Below are 19324 nucleotides of genomic sequence, written 5' to 3' on the forward strand. Positions count from 1 at the left end.
CCACCGACGCGGCCCGGGCCCCGCTCACCGAGCCCCGCGCCCCCCGGCGCACAGCGCGTGGTCGACCAGGGCGCTCGCCGCGCCCTCCTGCTCCACCACGTGCTCCAGGCTGTCACCCCGCGCCTCCGACATCGACACCACCACGCTCCGCCTCCCGTCACCGGTGACCCCGTTGAGAGTGATGTAGCCGCCGTCCCCGCCCTCATGGCTCCAGTAGCTCCCCCCGCAGCTCAGCGGCCGCTCCACCAGCCCCAGCCCGTACCGGCCGCCCGGCCACAGCAGCTGCACCTCCGCGCTCACCGGAACCGTCCGCCTCATCGCCGCCAACTGCCGCGCCGGCAGCAGACGGCCCCCCAGCAGCCCCCGGAACAACCGGTTCTCGTCCCGCGTGGTCGTCACCCACGAAAGGTTCTCGTGGTCCACCGGCACCTGCTCGGTCACGTCCACCTCCGCACCCGGCCCGAAGAGCTCATAGGCCCTCGCGTGCGGCCGGGGCAGGACGGGCGAGGTCCCCACCCACCGGGTCTGGTCGAGGCCCAGCGGACGCAGCACGCGGTCCTCGACCTCCCGGTGCGCGGGACGCCCCGAGACCCTCTCGATGATCATGTCGAGGAGGACGTAGCCGGTGTTGGAGTAACCCCAGCCCTCACCGGGCCGGAAATCCGGCGCATGGGCCATCGCCCGCGCCACCAGCTCCTCCGGCTCGTGGACGTCGTAACGCTGCTGGTAGTACTCCTCCGGCGTCGTGTACCCGGGCAGGTCGTCATGGATGCCGCTGGTGTGCTGCAGCAGGTTCCGGACGGTGATCCGGCCGCCGTCGTTGCCACCGCCCCGCACCACCCCCGGAAGCCAGTGCTCGACGGTGTCGTCCAGAGAAAGCCTGCCCTCGGCCTCCAACTGGAGGACCACGACCGCGACCAGTGTCTTGGACGTGCTCGCCATCCGGAAGTAGCCGTCCGGCCGCACCGGGCGCCCCGTGCCCAGCTCGGCCGTCCCACTGACGGCGACCCACTCCCGACCGCCAGGACCGACCGCACGCGCCTGCACACCGCTGACGCCAAGAGCACGGATCGCCTCGGCATCCCGGCGCAGCCGCTCCGCGGGAGACGAACCGGCGGGCCCCGCGACCGCCGGAGCCACATCGACGGCCAGCAACGCCACGACACCGAGCGCCACAGCAACGCGCCTTCGCAGAATCGAAATCATGCCCGAACGCTAGGACCGCCCCCCGCACGCCCGCGATCAGGCACACCCCAAGATCAAAAGGGGGGACATCCCCACTGCGCGGCCCCCGACCGGCACCTCACCCGCGCCCCGACCGGCACCTCACACCGCCGGCGGCTGGCACCCCGGACACCAGAACAGATTCCGCGACGCCAGCTCCGCCGTCGCCACCGCCGTCCCGCACACCAGGCACGGCTGACCCGCGCGCCGGTACACGTACACCTCACCGCCATGACCGTCCACCCGCGGCGGACGCCCCATCGCCTCCGGCATGTGCTCCGGCCGCACCGTGTCGATCCGCCCCGCGCGCACCCCCGCCGCCATCAGCCCCACCAGGTCGTCCCACACCGCCCGCCACTGCCGGGCGGCCAACCGACGCCCCGGCAACCGCGGATCGATCCCCTGCCGGAACAGCACCTCCGCCCGGTAGATGTTCCCCGGACCCGCCACCACCGACTGGTCCATCAGCAGCACCGCGATCGGCGTCCGCGCCCGGCTGATCCGCCGCCACGCCACCTCCGGATCGGCGTCCTCCCGCAGCGGATCCGGCCCCAGCCGGTCGCGCAGCAGCTTCACCTCCCCCGGCTCCAGCAACTCGCACGCGTTCGGACCGCGCAGGTCCGCGAACCCCCCACCGCCCTCCAGCCGCAACCGCACCAACCCCACCGGAGCGGGCGCCGGCCCCTCCCCGAACATGTACTTGCCGTAGATGCCGAGATGCACATGCAGCGTCCGCTCGTCCTCGAACCCCAGCAGCAGATGCTTGCCGTGCGCGTCCGCCGACACCAGCACCCGCCCGTCCAACTGCCGCGCACCCTCGGCGAACCTCCCCTGAGGACTCGAGGCGGCGACGGCAAGGCCGCCGAACATCCCCTGATGCTCGGCGGCCAGACGGTGGATCGTGTGTCCCTCGGGCATGGCCCGGAGCATAGTCCCGCCCTAACGCAGGGGCTCCCCGACCTCCCGCATGTGACTCAGCGCCAGCCGGTACGACTCCACAAGCCCCGTCTCCGCGTAGGGCAGCCCCACCGCCGCGCAGTGCTCACGCACCAGCGGCCGCAGCCGGCGCAGGTTGCACCGCGGAACACCCGGGAACAGGTGGTGCTCGATCTGATAGTTCAGGCCCCCCATCAGCCAGTCCGTCACCACCCCGCCCCGCACGTTCCGCGACGTCAGCACCTGCCGCCGCAGATGGCCCCACCGCTCCCCCGGCCCCGGCATCGCCATCCCCTTGTGGTTGGGCGCGAACACCGCGCCCAGATGCACGCCGAACACCGCGTGCTGAATCGCCAGCAGCACCAGCGCCTGCCCCACCGGCAGCAACGCGAACACCAGCCCCAGATACGCCACCGCGTGGGCCAGCAGCAGACCGCCCTCCAGGAGCTGGTCCCGGCGGGACCGCCCCCGCAGGAACAGCAGGCTCCCCACCTTCAGGTTCACACCCTCCAACGTCAGCAGCGGAAAGAACAGCGCCGCCTGGTGCCGCGCCACCCACCGCAGCACGCCCCGCTTGCCCGCCGCCTGCTCACTCGTCCACGCCAGCACGCCCTCCCCCACGTCCGGGTCCTTGCCGACATGGTTCGGATTCGCGTGGTGCCGGTTGTGCTTGTCGCTCCACCAACCGTGCCCCATCCCCAGCAGCAGGTTCCCCAACAGCAGCCCCAGCCACCGGTTCCCCCGCGCGCTCCGGGCGATCTGCCGGTGCCCCGCGTCATGGCCCAGGAACGCCATCCGCGCCGCCAGCACCGCAAGCGGAACGCCCAGCAGGACCGTCCACCAGCTGCTCCCCGCCCACGCGACCGCGCCCCACACCGCCGCGGTCGCCGCCAGGTTCAGCCCGACCGCCCGCGCGTAGTAGCCGCGCCGGCGGTCCAGCAGCCCGCTCTCGCGGACACGCCGTGCCAGCGGCGCGAAGTCACTGCCGGCCGACCGCTCGGACGGTCGGGACGGGGCGGACAGGGTAGCGGGCATCGAGGCTCCAATCACCGGAGGGCGGGGCACCGCGCGAGGCGCGGATGAAGACGCCTCGAAAGCTACGGAGTGTCACACCGCCCAGTCGCCCCGCTAGGGAGCCATTCACCTTCTGGCTCCCAGGTCCCGGTTGTCACCCGCTCCTCCCAACCGGCCGAGGGACGACAGCCAAACCGGGCCCCTACCCCGAAGTCCGGGCAGGGCTGCCATATAGGGTCACAAGTCATGGACGACGACTCCCGGTGGATCGAACTCGACGGCGCCGTCAACGCCCGCGACCTCGGCGGCCTCCCCACGGTCGACGGCCGCGCCACCCGGCGGGGACGGGTCCTGCGCTCCGACAACCTCCAGGACCTGTCCGTCGCCGACGTCCGGCTCCTCGTCGGCGACTACGCCCTCAAGAACGTCATCGACCTGCGCAGCGAGGCCGAAGTGCGCCTCGAAGGACCCGGCCCCCTCACCCGCGTCCCGTCCGTGACGATCCACCACCTGTCGCTGTTCGCCGAGGGCGGCCGCCACACCGACGTCGCCGCCGACGTCGCCAAGGCCCTGCCCTGGCAGGAACGCCCCTCCGACGCCCCCGAACAGGACCGTTCCACAGGCCATTACCTGGGCTACCTCGCCGATCGCGGCGACTCCGTCGTCGCCGCCCTGCGCGTCATGACCCGCACGGACGGGGCCGCGCTGGTCCACTGCGCCGCCGGCAAGGACCGCACCGGCGTCGTCTGCGCCCTCGCCCTCGACGTGGCCGGCGTCACCCGGGAGGCGATCGTCGCCGACTACGCCCAGACCGGCGAGCGCCTCGAGGCCGTCCTGCGGCGCCTTCGCGGGAGTGAGACCTACGCCGCCGACCTCGACTCCCGCCCGGCCGACAGCCACCAGCCCCACGCCGCCATCATGGAGAAGCTCTTCACGCGCGTCGACGAGGAGCACGGCGGGACCCTGGGCTGGCTCGCCGGACACGGCTGGACCACCGAGGACACCGACGCCCTCCGCGAGCGACTCCTCGGCTGACGGCCCGCCCACTCGAGCGGCCTCAGCCGAGGCCGCTCGAGGCCACCGCTTGGTGGAGGGTCTCTTTGTTTGTTGATGTTTGGGAATGCACTCAACCCGGCGCCTTTACATTGTAATTTGAACACTCAAGTAAATAGGGCCGCGCGCTGGTCGCGCATGAGGTTCGCGCAGGTCAGGAGAGGACGTCGCGGACGGCCGCCTGGGCGGCCTTGCGGAGGTCGGCGTGCAGGGCCGCGTTCGCTTCCCTGTCGGTGCGGGCCTCGATGATCCGCAGCCCCTCCCCCGCCAGCGCCTTCGGCAGCTCCGCGGCGGCGCCGAGCCGCCGGTACGGGAGGCCGTGCGCGGCCGCGACCGACTCCAGGTCCACCTGGTGCGGGGTGCCGAAGACCCGCTCGAACGGGCCGTGCAGCGCCGCCTGCGGCAGCAGGGAGAAGATCCCGCCGCCCTGGTTGTTCACCACGACGATCGCCAGGTCGGGCCGGCGGTCCCGCGGCCCCACGATCAGGCCGTTCTGGTCGTGCAGGAACGCCAGGTCGCCGAGCAGGGCATAGGAGCGGCCGCTGTGCGCCAGCGCCGCGCCCATCGCGGTCGACACCAGCCCGTCGATGCCGCTCGCGCCCCGGTTGGCCATGATCCGGATGCCGCGCCGCGGCCGCATCACCTGGTCCAGGTCGCGGATCGGCATGCTCGCGGCCGTGAACAGCAGCGACCCGCCCGGCAGCGCCGCGACCATGTCGCGGGCCAGCCGCGGCTCGCTCACCTCGGGGACGGCGTCCAGGACCGCGTCGACCGCCGCCGCGGCGGCCTGGTCGGCGGACCGCCACGACTTCAGCCACGCGTCGTCGCCCGACACCACCGGGATCTCGACCTCGGGCGCCACCTGCGTCGCCGAGCGGACCGGGTCGGGCCAGTGCGCCAGGTCCGGCGCCAGGACGATGTGCTCCTCCGCGCGGCGCAGCAGCGACAGCAGCGGACGCGACAGGCCCGGCTTGCCCAGCGTCACCACCACCTCGGGGCGGTGCCGCTCCACGAACTCCGGGACGCCCAGCAGGAAATGGTGCGACGACAGCGCGTGGTCGCCGTAGCGGGCGTTGCCGTTCGGCTCTGCGAGGACGGGCCAGCCGGCCATCGACGCGGCCGCCACGTACCGCTTGACGTTGACCGCGCCGTCCCCCACGACCAGGACGCCGCGCCGCGTCGGCGGGACGTGCAGCACCGAGCCGGGGGTCGCCGGACGCACCTTCGTCCACGCGCCGGTCGCGTCCCCGTCCAGGGGCTCGCACCACGTCTCGTCGCCGTCGGGGATCAGCGGCTCGCGGAACGCCGCGTTCACGTGCACCGGACCCGCGACGGGCGCCTGCGCCAGCCCCCACGCGCGGCTCACCAGCGAGCGCCAGTACGCCACCATGCCGGGCCGGTTCTCCGGGACGCCGACCTCGGTGCTCCACCGCACCGCCGTCCCGTACAGCTTCACCTGGTCGATCGTCTGGTTCGCGCCCGTGTCGCGCAGCTCCGGCGGCCGGTCGGCCGTGACCACGATGAGCGGGACGCCGGACTCGTGCGCCTCGACCACCGCCGGATGGAAGTTCGCCGCGGCCGTCCCCGACGTGCACACCAGCATCACCGGCCGACCCGACCGCTTCGCGATGCCGAGCCCGAGGAAAGACGCCGACCGCTCGTCGATCCGCACGTGCAGCCGAAGGCGGCCCGCCTCCTCGGCCGCGTGCAGCGCCAGCGCCAGCGGCGCCGACCGCGAGCCCGGCGCCAGCACCGCGTCGGTCATCCCGCAGCGCACCAGCTCGTCGACCAGGACGGTCGCCAGCGCGGTCGCCGGGTTCACGGCGCCACCTCGACCACCGCGGGGCCCTCCAGGTGGGCCTGCGCGGCGAGCGCCCGCTCGTGCCAGGGCCCGCCGGGCACCTCCCAGCGGCGCAGCGCCTCCTCGTCGACCTCCGGCCGGCGCACCTCGACCTCCCCCGCCGCCGGGCGCAGCGGGTCGCGCACGACGTCGCCCTCCAGCAGCGACAGGGTGCCCAGCCCGCACGCGTACCGCAGTTCCGGCAGCGCGGCGGCCAGCGCCACCCCCGCCGCCAGCCCCACCGACGTCTCCACCGCGCTCGACACCACCACCGGCAGCCCGCACGCCTCCGCGACCCGCAGCGACGCCGCGACGCCGCCGAGCGGCTGCACCTTCAGCACCGCCACGTCGGCGGCGCCCGCCGCGCGCACCTTCAGCGGGTCCTCGGCGCGGCGGATCGACTCGTCCGCGGCGATCGGCACGTCGACCCGCCGCCGCACCGCCGCCAGCTCCTCCAGCGTCGCGCAGGGCTGCTCGGCGTACTCCAGCTCCCACCGGTCGAGCGACCGGATCATCCGCGCGGCGCGGTCGACGTCCCAGCCGCCGTTCGCGTCGATCCGGACCCTGCCCCGCGGGCCGATCGCGGCGCGCACCGCCTCCACCCGCGCCAGGTCGTCGGCGTCGCTCTGGCCGCGCTCGGCGACCTTCACCTTCGCGGTCCGGCACCCGGACTCGCGGGTCATCCGAAAGGCCCGTTCCGGGTCGACCGCGGGGATCGTCGCGTTCACCGGGATCCGGTCGCGGACGGGCGCCGGCCAGCCCTCCCGCGCGGCCTCGCGGGCCGCGGCCAGCCAGCGGGCGCACTCGGCCGGGCCGTACTCGGCGAACGGCGAGAACTCCCCCCAGCCCGCGGGGCCGTGGAGCAGCGCCCCCTCCCGGCGCGTCACGCCGCGGAACCGCGTCCGCATCGGGATGGAGTAGACCCGCACCCGCCGACCCCCTGACCTGACCCTCAATCACGGCGTTTCGGGCTCACACCGTGCGCTTGGACACTTAGTAGTACCACGGGAAACGCGACCAATCGGGATCGCGCTTCTCCAGGAACGAGTCCCGTCCCTCGGCGGCCTCGTCGGTGCCGTAGGCCAGGCGCGTCGCCTCCCCCGCGAACACCTGCTGACCCACGAGGCCGTCGTCGACGAGGTTGAAGGCGAACTTCAGCATCCGCTGGGCGGTCGGGCTCTTGCCGTTGACCTTCCGGGCCCACTCCAGCGCCGTGGCCTCGAGCTCGGCGTGCGGGACGACGGCGTTCACCATGCCCATCCGGTGCGCGGCCTCCGCGTCGTAGGTGTCGCCCAGGAAGAAGATCTCCCGGGCGAACTTCTGCCCCACCTGCCGCGCCAGGTACGCCGAGCCGAACCCGCCGTCGAAGCTCGCCACGTCCGCGTCCGTCTGCTTGAAGCGCGCGTGCTCCCGGCTGGCGAGCGTCAGGTCGCACACCACGTGCAGGCTGTGCCCGCCCCCGGCGGCCCAGCCCGGCACCACGCAGATGACGACCTTGCCCATGAACCGGATCAGCCGCTGCACCTCCAGGATGTGCAGCCGCCCCGCCCGCGCCGGGTCGATCGTGTCGGACGTCTCGCCCTCGGCGTACTTGTAGCCGTCCCTGCCGCGGATCCGCTGGTCCCCGCCCGAGCAGAACGCCCAGCCGCCGTCCCTCGGCGAGGGCCCGTTGCCGGTCAGCAGGACGCAGCCGATGTCACTGGACATCCGCGCGTGGTCCAGCGCCCGGTACAGCTCGTCCACCGTGTGCGGGCGGAACGCGTTGCGCACCTCCGGGCGGTTGAACGCCACCCGCACCGTCCCGTGGTCGACGGCCCGGTGGTAGGTGATGTCGGTGAAGCCGAACCCCTCGACCTCTTTCCAGGCGTCCGCGTCGAACAGCTCCGAGACCATGTCTTCCTCTCCGTCGGGCGAACGCGCCGCGGCCGGGCGCGGCGCTCGGGCCCCATTCAACCGCGCCCCGGGTTTGAACGCGTTCAGCGGGGTCGTCTACGCTGACGAGGTCATGGATCGCCCTCTGCACGCCGTCGTCCTGCCGCCCGGCCCCCGCCTGCTGCGGGCCCTGGCCGGCGCCCTCGACGGAGGCCCCGCGATCTGCCCCCTCTCCCCCGACCTGCCGGGCGCCGCGCTGCGCGCGCTCCTCGACGCCCTGGCGCCGGACGCGGTCGAGACCGCGGACGGCGCCGCCCCGCACTCCCCCGCCGGCGGGCGCGCCCCCCTCGACGCGGGCACGGCCGTGCTGATCGCGACGTCCGGGTCCACCGGCGCCCCCAAGTTCGTCGAGTTGTCGGCCGCCGCGCTGCGCCACTCCGCCGCCGGCACCCTCGCCCGGATCGGGGCCGGGCCGGGCGACCGCTGGCTGTGCTGCCTGCCCACCAGCCACATCTCCGGCGTCCAGGTCCTCGTCCGCGCCCTCGTCGCCGGCACCGACCCGGTCATCGCCCCCCGCTTCGACGCCGCCGCCGTCGCCGGGGCGGGCGGGCTCCACGTCTCCCTCGTCCCGACCCAGCTGCGCCGGCTGCTGGACATCGGCGCCGACCTGTCGCGGCTCGGCGCGATCGTCCTCGGCGGGGCCGCCGCCTCCCCCGGCCTGCTCGCCGAGGCGCGCGGGCGCGGCGCCCGCGTCTTCACCACCTACGGCATGAGCGAGACGTGCGGCGGCTGCGTCTACGACGGCACGCCCCTGGACGGCATGCGCGTCGCGCTCGGCGACGGCGGCCGGATCCGCCTCGCCGGCCCGTCGCTGTTCACCGGCTACCGGCTGAGGCCCGAGCTGACCGCCGCGGCCAGGGACGGCGAGTGGTTCCTCACCCAGGACCTCGGCGCGGTCGAGGACGGCCGGCTCCGCGTCCGCGGCCGCCTCGACGACGTGATCAACACCGGCGGGGAGAAGGTCGTCGCGGGCGAGATCGCCACCGTGCTGTCGCGGCACCCGAAGGTCCGCGACGTCGTCGTGGTCGGCCGGCCGGACCCCGAGTGGGGCGAGCGGGTCACCGCCGTCGTCGTCCCCGCGGCCTCCGGCCTGCCGGAGCTGACCGAGCTGCGGGCGTTCGTCCGCGAGACGATGCCCCCGTACGCGGCGCCGCGCGAGCTGGAGCTGGTGGAGGCCATCCCGCTGCTGGCGTCCGGCAAGCCCGACCGCGCCCGGCTCCGCGCCACGGCGCGCTGAGCGCGGCGCACCGGCGGGGCGCGCACGGCGGGCCCCCGGCCGGCGCATGGCACGGCGACCCCCTGGGCAGAGGACGGATCATGGCGTCAGACGGCGACGAGCGGCGGGACGGCGGACCGAAGGACGAGAGCCGCGTGACCGTCGCGCTCGCGTTCGCCGCCAACCTCGGCATCGCCGTCGCCAAGGTCGCCGCCGCGCTGATCACCGGGTCGGCGTCGATGGCGGCCGAGGCCGCGCACTCGATCGCCGACAGCTTCAACGAGGTGCTGCTGCTGGTGGGGCTGCGCCGCAGCGGGCGCCCCGCCGACCGCCGCCACCCGCTCGGCTACGGCAAGGAGCGCTACATCTGGACGCTGCTCGTCGCCGTCGCGATCTTCGGGATGGGCGCGCTGTTCGCCTTCTACCAGGGGATCCAGACGCTCACCGGGCACCGCGGGGCCGGCGAGTCCGGCACGGTCGTCGGCTACGCCGTGCTCGCGGTGGCGTTCGTGCTGGAGGCGGTCTCGTGGCAGCAGGCCGTCCGGCAGGTCCGGGCCGCCGCGCGGGCGGAGGACCTGCCGCTGCGCGCCTACATCCGCCGCACCGACGAGCCCACCGCGATCAGCGTCCTGCTGGAGGACTCGGCGGCCCTGGTCGGCCTGGTCATCGCGTTCGGAGGGCTCGGCCTGCACCAGCTCACCGGGTCGGCGGCCTGGGACGCCGTGGGGTCCCTGCTCATCGGCGTGCTGCTGACCGCCGTCGCGCTCGTCCTCGGCCGCATCAACCTCAACCTGCTGATCGGCTCGCAGGCCGACCCGCGGATCGTCGCCGACGTCCGGGCGCGCCTCGGACGCGCGCCCGAGGTCGAGTGGGTCGTCGACATCGTCACCGTGACCTTCGGCGCCGACCGGATCCTCGTCTGCGCCCGGCTCGACTTCCGCGACTCGCTCACCGCCGCCGAGGTGGAGCGGGCCTGCGTCCGGATGGCCGGCGACCTGCGCGGCGCGCACGAGGAGATCGACGAGGTGTTCCTCGAGCCGGTGCCCCGCGACGACCCTGAGCTGCGCGAACGCGTCATCGCGCGTTATGGTCGGACATTGCGGCCCAAGGATTCGGAGGCGTAGTGGTCTTTCTCACGTCGTCACGACCGCCGCCACGACCAGGGGCCTTTACGCAGTAAGGTCGATTCGCAGGGGTCCGGGCGGTGTGAAGCCGCCGGCTGTGGGCACCACGAACGTCTGGATCGCTCCTTTCACGATCCCCCGGCGGAGCGCCGCCCGGCGATGGGGCCGGGAACAACAGGCCCGTCCTGCGACGTTCCGTTAAGTGCGTGCGCCACGAGCGAACACAATCCGCGCCGCACTCATACACCGAAGGGAGGGGGGTGTCCCCATGCCGCGAAGCGCCGTCGAGACCCCGCTCACGGAGTCGCCGAGCCCCGCGCTCAACGACCTCCTCAAGCGTGGCCGCGCCCACGGGCGCCTCTCGCTCGACGAGGTGAGAGGGGCCTTCGAGGCCGCCGGCATCAGTCCGGCCCAGGGCCGCTCCATCCTGCGCGAGCTGTCCGAGGCCGGCATCAGCCTGGCGGGCGAGTCCGACGCGGTCCGCAAGATGGCCGCGGCCGCCGACCACGCCGGAGGGGAGACCGCCCAGGACGCCTCCAGGGCCGCGGGCGCCGCCAAGAGGCGCACCGCCCGCAGGGGCACCGCCAAGACCGCCGGCACGGCGCCGCGGACGGGCGGCCAGGCCGACGCCCCCGTCGAGGAGGGCTTCGAGGTCACCGAGGTCGAGGTCGAGGAGACCTCCGCCGACCTCGACGACCAGTCCACCACGATGGGCGACTCCGTCCACACCTACCTCAAGGCCATCGGGCGCCGCCAGCTCCTCACCGCCGAGCAGGAGGTCGACCTCGCCAAGCGCATCGAGGCCGGCCTGTACGCCGAGCACAAGCTGGAGACCGAGGACCTGTCCCCCGCCGTGCGCGCCGACCTGGAATGGGTCGCCGCCGACGGCCGCCGCGCCAAGGCCCACATGCTGGAGGCCAACCTCCGGCTCGTGGTGTCGGTCGCCAAGAAGTACTCCGACCGCGGCCTGTCGCTGCTGGACGTCGTCCAGGAGGGCAACCTCGGCCTGATCCGCGCCGTGGAGAAGTTCGACTACTCCAAGGGCTACAAGTTCTCCACCTACGCGATGTGGTGGATCCGCCAGGCCATCCAGCGCGGCTTCGCCGACTCGGCCCGCACGATCCGGCTGCCCGTCCACGTGCTGGAGATGCTCAGCAAGCTGAGCCGCGTCGAGCGCGACATGCACCAGCGCCTGGGCCGCGAGCCCACCCCCGAGGAGCTGGCCGCCGAGCTCGACAAGAGCCCCGAGCAGGTCCGCGAGCTGCTGCGCACCAGCCGCCAGCCGATCAGCCTGGACTCCACCATCGGCGAGGACGGCGAGACCCGGATCGGCGACCTCATCGAGGACACCGACAGCCCCGAGGCCTCGGAGCTGGTGGACCGCCAGCTCATGGCCGACCAGCTGCGCCGCACGCTCGACATCCTCTCCCCGCGCGAGGCCAAGATCATGGCGATGCGGTTCGGCCTCTACGACGGGACGCCGCGCACGCTGGACGAGATCGGCAAGGCCCTCGGGCTGACCCGCGAGCGGATCCGGCAGCTGGAGAAGGAGTCGCTGTCCAAGCTGCGGCACCCCAGCAACGCCCGGCCGCTGCTCGACTTCGCCGTCTGAGCCGTCGCCGGCCCGGCACATGCGGAAAGGGCCCGCGAGACCGTCACCGGTCCCGCGGGCCCTTCCGCGTTCTCCGGCACCGGGCCCGCGGCTCAGTCGGCGCGGCGGAACTCCAGGATGGCCACGCCCATCAGGCCCACGCCCATGCCGAGGACGAGCAGGACCTCCAGCCAGATCGGCACCACCCAGCCGCCCCAGGTGACGCCCGGGTCGAACGTCCGCAGGATCTGCGGCGAGACGTCCAGGTGCGAGAACACCGCGTGCCGCAGCGGGTCGACGGCGTAGGTGAGCGGGTTGAACCGGGTCAGCACGGTCAGCCACGTCGGGAGCCCGCTCAGCGGGTACAGGGCGCCCGAAAGGAACATCATCGGCATCATGGCCATCTGCATGAGGCCGAAGAACGACTGCATGCTGGTGATCCGGGCGGCCATCATGACGCCGAACCCGGTGAGCGCGAAGGCCCCGACGAACATCAGGCCGAGCAGCTCCAGCAGCAGCCCCGGGTCGTAGGGGACGCCGGCCAGGCCCGCCAGCAGCACGATCACCGTGCCCTGCACGGTCGCCACCAGCGCGCCGCCCACGCACTTGCCGACGACGATGGCGCCGCGGCTGACCGGCGCGACGAGCATCTCGCGCAGGAACCCGAACTCGCGGTCCCACACGATCGAACCGGCGGAGAACATCGCGGTGAACATCACCGACATCGCGCACACGCCGGGGAAGATGAAGGTCTTCAGGTCGACGTTCCCGGCGGGGCCGCCGCTCCTCGCCATCAGGTTGGACAGCCCGGTGCCCATGACCAGCAGCCACAGCACCGGCTGGACCAGCCCGGACACCATCCGCAGCTTGTCGCGCCAGAACCGGATCAGCTCCCGGTGCAGGACGATCTTCACGGCGCGCAGGTCCTGCCGCAGGCCGCGCTCGGGCACCCGCACCCGGACGACCTCGGCGCCCGCCCTCTCCGCCGTACCCGTCATCGTCACCTCCTCATCGCGCGCATCGCGACGCGCATCCCGTCGGTCGCCGAGGCCTCGGCGTCGCGGATCGTGGTCCCGGTGAAGGACATGAACACATCGTCCAGGGACGGCCGCGCGACGTTCACCGACCTGATCGGGACGCCCAGCTCGGCGAACAGCCGCGGGACGAACGCCTCGCCGGAGGCCACCGGGAACGCGACCGCGCCCTCGGAGACGACGGCCTCCAGCCCGAACCGCTCCCTCAGCGCGGCGATCGCGGCCTGGTCGTCGGCGGTCTGGATGCGGACCCGGTCCTTGCCGACGCCGGCCTTGAGCGCCTCGGGGGTGTCCAGCGCGACGATCCGCCCCGAATCAATGATCGCGATGCGCTCGCAGAACTCGGCCTCGTCCATGTAGTGCGTCGTCATGAAGATCGTGATCTCCTCGGCGGCCTGCAGCTGCCGGATGTACTCCCAGATCGACGCCCGCGTCTGCGGGTCGAGGCCCACGGTCGGCTCGTCCAGGAACAGCACCCGCGGGGAGTGCAGCAGCCCGCGCGCGATCTCCAGGCGGCGCTTCATCCCGCCCGAGTAGGTCTGCACCAGGTCGCGGCGCCGGTCCCACAGGTTGACCATCTCCAGCACCTGCCGGATCCGGTCGCCCGTCACCGAGCGCGGCACCCCGTAGAGCTCGGCGTGGAAGCGCAGGTTCTGCTCGCCCGACAGGTAGCCGTCGACCGTCGGGTCCTGGAACACCAGCCCGATGTTGCGCCGCACGGCGTCGCGCTCGCGTACCACGTCGAACCCGGCGACCCGCGCGCTGCCGCCGGTCGGCCGCAGCAGCGTGCACAGCATGTTGATCGTCGTGGACTTGCCCGCGCCGTTCGGGCCGAGGAAACCGAAGATCTCCCCCGACCGCACGGTGAAGTCGATCCCCCGCACGGCCTCCACGTCGCCGAACCTCTTGGTCAGGCCGTCGACCTCGACGGCCGGTCCCCCGTCCGGCATGGGGCCTCCCTCCGCGAATGGAGTGAACACCCATATTTTGGGCCATCCAACGGTAGGGATAACCTATCTCTCAGGTCAAGAGAAATAAGACTTGCCAAGAACCCGAGGGAGCAGCAGTGGACGACCGGCCCGAGCCCCTGTCCGAGTCGCCCGTGTACCTGCTGTTCGAGACGGGCAGGCTCGTGCGGCGCACCTCCGCCCGGTTGTTCCCACACCAGCCGAGGCTGCCTTACCTGCTGGTCCTGTCGTGCGTGGCGCGGCACGGGCCGCTGTCGCAGCGCCAAGTCGCCGAGCGGCTGCGCATGGACGCCGGCGACCTCGTCGGCATCGTGGACGCGCTGGAGGGGGCCGGGCACGTCCGACGGCGCCGCGACCCGCGGGACCGGCGCCGGTACGCGCTGGACGCCACCGAGCAGGGGCGGCTGTTCCTCGGCGCCTGCCTGGACGACCGCGTCCGCCTCGACGAGACCCTGTTCGAGGCCCTGTCACCCGGCGAGACACGCCTGTTCAAGGAGCTGCTGCTGCGGGTCCTCGCCCACCACGACGACCGGTTCGCCGCCGCACCCGCCCCGCAGGACCGCCGGGACGGGCAGGACGAGCCGGGTCAGCGGGCCGGCGCCGGGGCCCGGAGCCGGAGCACCGCCTCGTCGTAGCGGCGCAGCACCACCCGGGCCACCGCGCCGTGCGCGCCCAGCGGGGCGGCGACAACGTCGGCGCCGCACGTCCGCATCCGGTCGTGGAACCGGCCCGGCGCCAGCAGGTAGGGCGCCACGGCGACCCGGCGGGCGCCGCGACCGCGCAGCCCCGCGACGACCTCGTCCAGCGGCGGGCCTCCCGCCGCGACGAAACCGCACGGGACCGGCCGCCCGAGCCGCCGCGCCAGCAGCCGGGCGGCCGCGCGCACGTCGGCGCCGCCCGCCGGGTCGGCGGACCCCGCCGCGCCGAGGACGACGGCGTCCCGGCGGTGCGGCGAGGCCCGGTCCATCTCGGCCAGCCGGGCGCCGAGCGCCCCGGCCAGCATCGCGTCCGGGCCGAGCGGCCCGGACGTCACCGCCCCCGGCAGCAGCCGCTCCGCCCGGCCGGGGATGTCGATCAGCGCGTGGTAGCCCCGCGCCAGCAGCAGCGGGACCACGACGACCGGGCCGCCGCGCAGCCCCCGCGCCGCCTCCTCCAGCGACGGTCCGGCCAGCTCGCCGTACGCCTCGGCCACCCGCAGGCCCGGCCGCATCGCCCGCACCCGGTCCAGCAGCGCCCGCACGGCCGCCGGCCCCGCCGGATCGCGGGTGCCGTGCGCCACGGCCAGCAGCGCGGGCGCCCCGGCGCCGGACTCAGCCACCGGCGCCCGCCGGGAGCCGGTCGACGATCCGCGGGTCGCACGCCAGCCGGTAGCCGCGCTTGACGACGGTCTCGACGATGCCCGGCCGGCCGAGGCCGCGGCGCAGCCGCGCCACCGCCATCTCCACCGCGTGCTCGTCGGCCTGCGGGCGGGCCTCCCGCGGCCGCGCCTCGCGCGCCCAGCCGTCCCGGGAGCCGGACGCCACGGACAGCCTGCTCGGCAGCACCCCGCACAGCTCCGCCCGCGACACCACGTGCCCGGGGCGCCGCGCGAGGGCCCGCAGGATCGCCATGGGCGCGGGCGCGATGGGCCGCAGCTGGCCGTCCAGCACGACGGCGTGCCCGCGCAGCTCCAGCGAGAACCCGCGGACCGACAGCCGCCGCGAGCGGCGCCGCGGCAGGTCCGAGACCAGGGCCCGCACCAGCGCGCCGAGCCGGGCGCGCTCGGGCTGGACGGTCGGGACGCCGCGCTCGGTCAGGGCCTGCGCGGTGACGGGGCCGACGCACGCCGCCACGACGTGGGTGCGCATGGCCTCCAGCAGGGCCTCCTCCAGGTCGTCCTCGGCGGCGACGGCCAGCGTCGCGGCGACCGCCGGGGCACTGGTGAAGGTGATCGCGTCGATCGTGCCCGCGACCGCCTGCCCCACGAGGCGGCGCAGCGGCGTGGAGTCCTCGGTGCGCGACCACCGGTACACCGGGATCTCGATCACGTCGGCGCCGGCGGCGCGCAGCGCCCCGATCAGCTCCGGCTGGCGCTCCCCGTACAGCTGCACGGCCACCCGCGCGCCGTCGATCTCCTTCTCCAGCAGGTGCCCGATCAGCTCGGAGCACTCCTCCGACTCCGGCGACCAGCGCTCCTGGAGGCCCGCCGACCGGATCGCGCCGCGCGCCTTCGGGCCCCGCGCCAGGATGTCGGACCCGGCCAGGCGGTCGATGAGGGCGTCCCGCATGCCGTGCCCGTCGGCCGCCTCCAGCCACGCCCGGAACCCGATCCCGGTCGTGACGACGACGTGGTCGAGGGGCTCGGCGAGGCACGCCAGGGTGGCCTCCAGCAGCTCGTCGTCGTCCGCGAGCGGGACCAGGCGGATCGCGGGAGCCGGCACGACCCTCGCCCCGCGCCGCTCCAGCAGCGTCGCGAGCTCCTCGTGGCGGCGGGCCGCGGTCACGCCGACGGCGAACCCGGCCAGCGGCTCACTGCCGGTGCTCATCGGTGAGCGCCACCTCCACCCGGTCCCCGGAGCGGCGGACCGGGAAGGTCGGCAGCGCCACCCGGGGGTCGTCGAGGCACACCCCGGTCCGCAGGTCGAACACCTGCTTGTACATGGGGGACGCGACGGTCGGCGCGCCGTCCCGGGTGCCGAGGATCCCCCGCGACAGCACGTAGGCGCCGCTGAACGGGTCGAGGTTCGACAATGCGTACAGGGCGCCGTCGAAGGCCCGGAAGATCGCCACCTGCGTGCCGTCCACCATCGCGCAGGCGCCCCGCTCGGGGGTCAGGCCGGCGTAGGAGCAGATGTCGAACCAGCGGGCCGCGTGCCGGCCCGCCCGCTTCCTGGTGATCGTCGCTTCGGGTGTCGTGGTCATCGCGCGGCAACCTCCTGGCGGGGAACTGTCCGATGGTCCGATACTCGGGAGAGGCGGTTTCGCGGTTGGGTCTCCTTTGTCACCGCCGTGTTAAAAGGGGCTCACCGCCGGCCGCCGAGCGCGGCGGCCCCGGCGGGCTCCTCCTCGGCCCGCAGGGGGCGCAGGCGCACGGCGCAGACCTTGAACTCCGGCATCCGCGAGACCGGGTCGAGCGCGGGGTTGGTGAGCAGGTTCGCGCGGCCCTCCCCCGCCCAGTGGAACGGCATGAAGACCGTGTCGGGGCGGATGGCGCCGGTCAGGCGGGCGGTCACGGTCGCCGCCCCCCGGCGGCTCTCGACCCGCACCTCGGCGCCGTCCTCGATGCCGAGGCGCCCGGCCAGGTCGGGGTGCAGCTCGACGAACGGTCCCGGCGCCGCCTCGGCCAGCGGCCGGACGCGCCTGGTCTGCGCCCCCGACTGGTACTGGGCGAGGACCCGCCCGGTCGTCAGGTACACGGGGTAGTCACCGTCGACGTCCTCGGCGGCGCCGCGGTGCTCGACGGCGACGAACCGGGCCCGCCCGTCCGGAGTGGGGAAGCGGTCCAGGTAGGGCCTCGGCGTGCCGGGGTGGTCCGGCGACGGGCACGGCCAGAACACCCCGCCCTCGGCCTCGATCCGCTCGTAGGTGATGCCCGAGTAGTCGGCGGTGCCGCCCGCGCTGGCGCGGCGCAGCTCCCCGAACACCGCCTCCGGGTCGGTGCTCCACTCCCCCGGCGCCTCCAGCCGCCCGGCGAGCGCGGCGAGGATCTCCAGGTCGGTGCGGACGCCGTCCGGCGGGCGGACGGCGCGGCGCCGCCGCAGCACCCTCCCCTCCAGGTTCGTCATCGTCCCCGACTCCTCGGCCCACTGAGCGGTCGGCAGGACGACGTCGGCGCGCCGCGCGGTCTCCGACGGCACGAAGTCGGCCACCACCAGCAGGTCGAGCGCGCCGAGCCGCTCCTCCACCGCCGCGGCGCGGGGCGCCGACACGACCGGGTTGGACCCGAACAGCAGCAGGGCCCTCGGGCCGCCGGAGGTGCCGAGCGCCGACAAAAGCTCGTAGGCCGACCGTCCCGGCCCCGGCAGGTCGCCGGGGTCGACGCCCCAGACTCCGGCGACGTGCGCGCGGGCCTGCGGGTCGTCGATCCTGCGGTAGCCGGGCAGCTGGTCGGCCTTCTGGCCGTGCTCGCGCCCGCCCTGCCCGTTGCCCTGCCCGGTCAGGCACCCGTAACCGGAGCCCTCGCGGCCGGGGAGCCCGAGAGCGAGGGCCAGGTTGATGAAGGCGCTGACGGTGTCGGTGCCGCGGGCGTGCTGCTCCGATCCCCGCGCCGTGAGGACGTGGGCGCGGGACGCGCGGGCCAGCAGCCGGGCGGCCTCGCGCATCAGCGGCACGGGCACTCCGGTGATGCGCTCGGCCCGGTCGGGCCAGTAGGCGTTGACGACGGTGCGGACGGCCTCGAACCCGGTGGTGCGGGCGGCGATGTACTCCTCGTCGGCCAGGCCCTCGGCGAGCGCCAGGTGGAGCATGCCGTTGGCGAGGGCGATGTCGGTGCCGGGCGTGGGCTGCAGGTGCAGGTCGGCCTGGCGGGCGGTGGCGGTGCGGCGGGGGTCGACGACGACGAGGGCGCCGCCGCCTTCGCGCATCCGCGCCAGGTGACGCATGAACGGCGGCATCGTCTCGGCGACGTTGCCGCCCGCGAGCAGGACCGCACCGGAGGCCGCGAGGTCGGTGACCGGGCCGGGCAGCCCGCGGTCCATCCCGAACGCCCGCCCGGAAGCGGCGGCGGCCGACGACATGCAGAACCGCCCGTTGTAGTCGATCTGGGACGTGCCGAGTGCGATCCGGGCGAACTTGCCGAGCTGGTAGGCCTTCTCGTTGGTCAGCCCGCCGCCGCCGAACACCGCGACGGCGTCGGGCCCGTGCAGCTCCCGCAGCCGGCCGGCCTCGGCGGCGACGCGGTCGAGCGCCTCGTCCCAGCCGCACGGCTCGAGCGGCGCGTCCCGGGTGCGGCGCATCATCGGCGTGGTCAGCCGGTCCGGGACGGTGAGCAGCTCCGGCGCCGTCCAGCCCTTCTGGCACAGCCCGCCGCGGTTGGCCGGCACGTCCTCGCGCGGCTCCACCCGCAGGCTCCCCCGGGCGGCGCCGTGCAGGGTCATGCCGCACTGCAGCGCGCAGTACGGGCAGTGCGTAGGAGTCCCGATCATGCGCCGACACTCCGCGTGCCCGGTTTCGCCGCCGAGTCCCGGGTGTGACCCCGGCGTTAAATGGCTTTCACGTCGCTCCTCCCCCGAGGTCAGGAGTCGTGAACGCGGCGCCGCAATCCCTCTTGACGCGCGCGTGTCAAGCGTTGTCGATCCCTGTCATGGCCTATTCGTTGCCTTTTGCCCGGTTGCCGAACGGATCGGCGGTGGCCCGGCGATCTCGCGGATGGATGCGGTCGCCTGTCCGTTACGGCCGGAATCGGCCCAGAGTG

At 74.3% G+C, this 19324-nt stretch carries 17 protein-coding genes; 5 read left to right on the top strand and 12 right to left on the bottom strand.

Annotated features, from left to right (window positions below):
- Window positions 1-24: 24 nt before the first annotated feature.
- From FKD65_RS01785 to FKD65_RS01795, 3 genes are all read right to left on the bottom strand, one after another.
- Entirely contained in the window at window positions 25-1206 is a 1182-nt protein-coding gene (locus FKD65_RS01785) for a serine hydrolase (protein ID WP_141575627.1), read from the bottom strand.
- 120 nt (window positions 1207-1326) lie between these two features.
- Window positions 1327-2142, bottom strand: coding sequence for an Fpg/Nei family DNA glycosylase (locus FKD65_RS01790; protein ID WP_141575629.1), 816 nt, complete (start codon window positions 2140-2142; stop codon window positions 1327-1329).
- Window positions 2143-2163: 21 nt separating this feature from the next.
- The gene (locus FKD65_RS01795) at window positions 2164-3195 is read right to left on the bottom strand and encodes an acyl-CoA desaturase (protein ID WP_141575631.1); all 1032 of its coding nucleotides are present in this window, start codon (window positions 3193-3195) and stop codon (window positions 2164-2166) included.
- 225 nt (window positions 3196-3420) lie between these two features.
- On the opposite strand from FKD65_RS01795, the gene FKD65_RS01800 reads away from it, so the two are divergent.
- Entirely contained in the window at window positions 3421-4209 is a 789-nt protein-coding gene (locus tag FKD65_RS01800; protein WP_141575633.1) for a tyrosine-protein phosphatase, read from the top strand.
- Between the two features lie 172 nt (window positions 4210-4381).
- Here FKD65_RS01800 and menD read toward each other — a convergent pair whose 3' ends face one another.
- The 3 genes from menD to FKD65_RS01815 form a co-directional block, all read right to left on the bottom strand.
- Window positions 4382-6049, bottom strand: a complete 1668-nt coding sequence (gene menD, locus FKD65_RS01805; protein ID WP_141575635.1) for a 2-succinyl-5-enolpyruvyl-6-hydroxy-3-cyclohexene-1-carboxylic-acid synthase — start codon at window positions 6047-6049, stop codon at window positions 4382-4384.
- Window positions 6046-6996 (bottom strand): o-succinylbenzoate synthase, encoded by a 951-nt coding sequence (locus tag FKD65_RS01810; protein ID WP_141575637.1) that lies wholly within the window; start codon window positions 6994-6996, stop codon window positions 6046-6048. Before FKD65_RS01810 ends, menD begins: the two co-directional genes overlap by 4 nt.
- 64 nt (window positions 6997-7060) lie before the next feature.
- A complete protein-coding gene (locus tag FKD65_RS01815) occupies window positions 7061-7960 on the bottom strand; it encodes a 1,4-dihydroxy-2-naphthoyl-CoA synthase (RefSeq protein ID WP_141575640.1) in 900 nt (299 codons plus the stop codon).
- A gap of 112 nt (window positions 7961-8072) precedes the next feature.
- Here FKD65_RS01815 and FKD65_RS01820 point away from each other — a divergent pair, with 112 nt between their 5' ends.
- The 3 genes from FKD65_RS01820 to FKD65_RS01830 all read left to right on the top strand — a co-directional run bounded on the left by FKD65_RS01820 (window position 8073) and on the right by FKD65_RS01830 (window position 11951).
- Window positions 8073-9236 carry an AMP-binding protein gene (locus tag FKD65_RS01820; protein ID WP_141575642.1) on the top strand — a complete coding sequence of 388 codons (1164 nt, stop codon included), beginning with the start codon at window positions 8073-8075 and terminating at the stop codon, window positions 9234-9236.
- An 80-nt stretch (window positions 9237-9316) separates the two neighbouring features.
- The gene (locus tag FKD65_RS01825) at window positions 9317-10339 is read left to right on the top strand and encodes a cation diffusion facilitator family transporter (RefSeq protein WP_141575645.1); all 1023 of its coding nucleotides are present in this window, start codon (window positions 9317-9319) and stop codon (window positions 10337-10339) included.
- Between the two features lie 268 nt (window positions 10340-10607).
- The gene (locus FKD65_RS01830; protein ID WP_141575647.1) at window positions 10608-11951 is read left to right on the top strand and encodes an RNA polymerase sigma factor; all 1344 of its coding nucleotides are present in this window, start codon (window positions 10608-10610) and stop codon (window positions 11949-11951) included.
- A gap of 92 nt (window positions 11952-12043) precedes the next feature.
- Here the strand turns inward: FKD65_RS01830 and FKD65_RS01835 are convergent, their stop codons facing one another.
- Both FKD65_RS01835 and FKD65_RS01840 read right to left on the bottom strand, forming a co-directional pair.
- Window positions 12044-12928, bottom strand: a complete 885-nt coding sequence (locus tag FKD65_RS01835) for an ABC transporter permease (RefSeq protein WP_141575649.1) — start codon at window positions 12926-12928, stop codon at window positions 12044-12046.
- 2 nt (window positions 12929-12930) lie between these two features.
- On the bottom strand, window positions 12931-13914 hold the full coding sequence (locus tag FKD65_RS01840; RefSeq protein ID WP_141575652.1) for an ATP-binding cassette domain-containing protein: 984 nt from the start codon (window positions 13912-13914) through the stop codon (window positions 12931-12933).
- Between the two features lie 116 nt (window positions 13915-14030).
- Here FKD65_RS01840 and FKD65_RS01845 point away from each other — a divergent pair, with 116 nt between their 5' ends.
- Window positions 14031-14567: a MarR family winged helix-turn-helix transcriptional regulator gene (locus tag FKD65_RS01845; RefSeq protein ID WP_141575654.1), complete on the top strand. Its 537-nt coding sequence runs from the start codon at window positions 14031-14033 to the stop codon at window positions 14565-14567.
- Here FKD65_RS01845 and FKD65_RS01850 read toward each other — a convergent pair.
- The 4 genes from FKD65_RS01850 to FKD65_RS01865 form a co-directional block, all read right to left on the bottom strand.
- The gene (locus FKD65_RS01850) at window positions 14519-15250 is read right to left on the bottom strand and encodes a sirohydrochlorin chelatase (protein WP_240809933.1); all 732 of its coding nucleotides are present in this window, start codon (window positions 15248-15250) and stop codon (window positions 14519-14521) included. The two genes, FKD65_RS01845 and FKD65_RS01850, sit on opposite strands and share 49 nt — an antisense overlap.
- On the bottom strand, window positions 15243-16457 hold the full coding sequence (locus tag FKD65_RS01855; protein ID WP_141575657.1) for a uroporphyrinogen-III synthase: 1215 nt from the start codon (window positions 16455-16457) through the stop codon (window positions 15243-15245). The genes FKD65_RS01850 and FKD65_RS01855 overlap by 8 nt, the downstream gene beginning before the upstream one ends.
- The gene (gene nirD / locus FKD65_RS01860; RefSeq protein ID WP_141575660.1) at window positions 16441-16833 is read right to left on the bottom strand and encodes a nitrite reductase small subunit NirD; all 393 of its coding nucleotides are present in this window, start codon (window positions 16831-16833) and stop codon (window positions 16441-16443) included. Before nirD ends, FKD65_RS01855 begins: the two co-directional genes overlap by 17 nt.
- A 101-nt stretch (window positions 16834-16934) precedes the next feature.
- The gene (locus FKD65_RS01865; protein ID WP_141575662.1) at window positions 16935-19055 is read right to left on the bottom strand and encodes a molybdopterin oxidoreductase family protein; all 2121 of its coding nucleotides are present in this window, start codon (window positions 19053-19055) and stop codon (window positions 16935-16937) included.
- Window positions 19056-19324: the final 269 nt, after the last annotated feature.

The organism is Actinomadura sp. WMMA1423 (assembly GCF_006547145.1).
GTDB lineage: Bacteria > Actinomycetota > Actinomycetes > Streptosporangiales > Streptosporangiaceae > Spirillospora.

Coding starts and splice junctions, on each gene's coding strand:
- FKD65_RS01790 (WP_141575629.1), bottom strand. CDS start 2,142: ATGCCCGAGGGACACACGATCCACCGTCTGGCCGCCGAGCATCAGGGG.
- FKD65_RS01785 (WP_141575627.1), bottom strand. CDS start 1,206: ATGATTTCGATTCTGCGAAGGCGCGTTGCTGTGGCGCTCGGTGTCGTG.
- nirD (WP_141575660.1), bottom strand. CDS start 16,833: ATGACCACGACACCCGAAGCGACGATCACCAGGAAGCGGGCGGGCCGG.
- FKD65_RS01820 (WP_141575642.1), top strand. CDS start 8,073: ATGGATCGCCCTCTGCACGCCGTCGTCCTGCCGCCCGGCCCCCGCCTG.
- FKD65_RS01800 (WP_141575633.1), top strand. CDS start 3,421: ATGGACGACGACTCCCGGTGGATCGAACTCGACGGCGCCGTCAACGCC.
- FKD65_RS01835 (WP_141575649.1), bottom strand. CDS start 12,928: ATGACGGGTACGGCGGAGAGGGCGGGCGCCGAGGTCGTCCGGGTGCGG.
- FKD65_RS01840 (WP_141575652.1), bottom strand. CDS start 13,914: ATGCCGGACGGGGGACCGGCCGTCGAGGTCGACGGCCTGACCAAGAGG.
- FKD65_RS01830 (WP_141575647.1), top strand. CDS start 10,608: ATGCCGCGAAGCGCCGTCGAGACCCCGCTCACGGAGTCGCCGAGCCCC.
- FKD65_RS01795 (WP_141575631.1), bottom strand. CDS start 3,195: ATGCCCGCTACCCTGTCCGCCCCGTCCCGACCGTCCGAGCGGTCGGCC.
- FKD65_RS01825 (WP_141575645.1), top strand. CDS start 9,317: ATGGCGTCAGACGGCGACGAGCGGCGGGACGGCGGACCGAAGGACGAG.
- FKD65_RS01865 (WP_141575662.1), bottom strand. CDS start 19,055: ATGATCGGGACTCCTACGCACTGCCCGTACTGCGCGCTGCAGTGCGGC.
- FKD65_RS01855 (WP_141575657.1), bottom strand. CDS start 16,457: ATGAGCACCGGCAGTGAGCCGCTGGCCGGGTTCGCCGTCGGCGTGACC.
- FKD65_RS01815 (WP_141575640.1), bottom strand. CDS start 7,960: ATGGTCTCGGAGCTGTTCGACGCGGACGCCTGGAAAGAGGTCGAGGGG.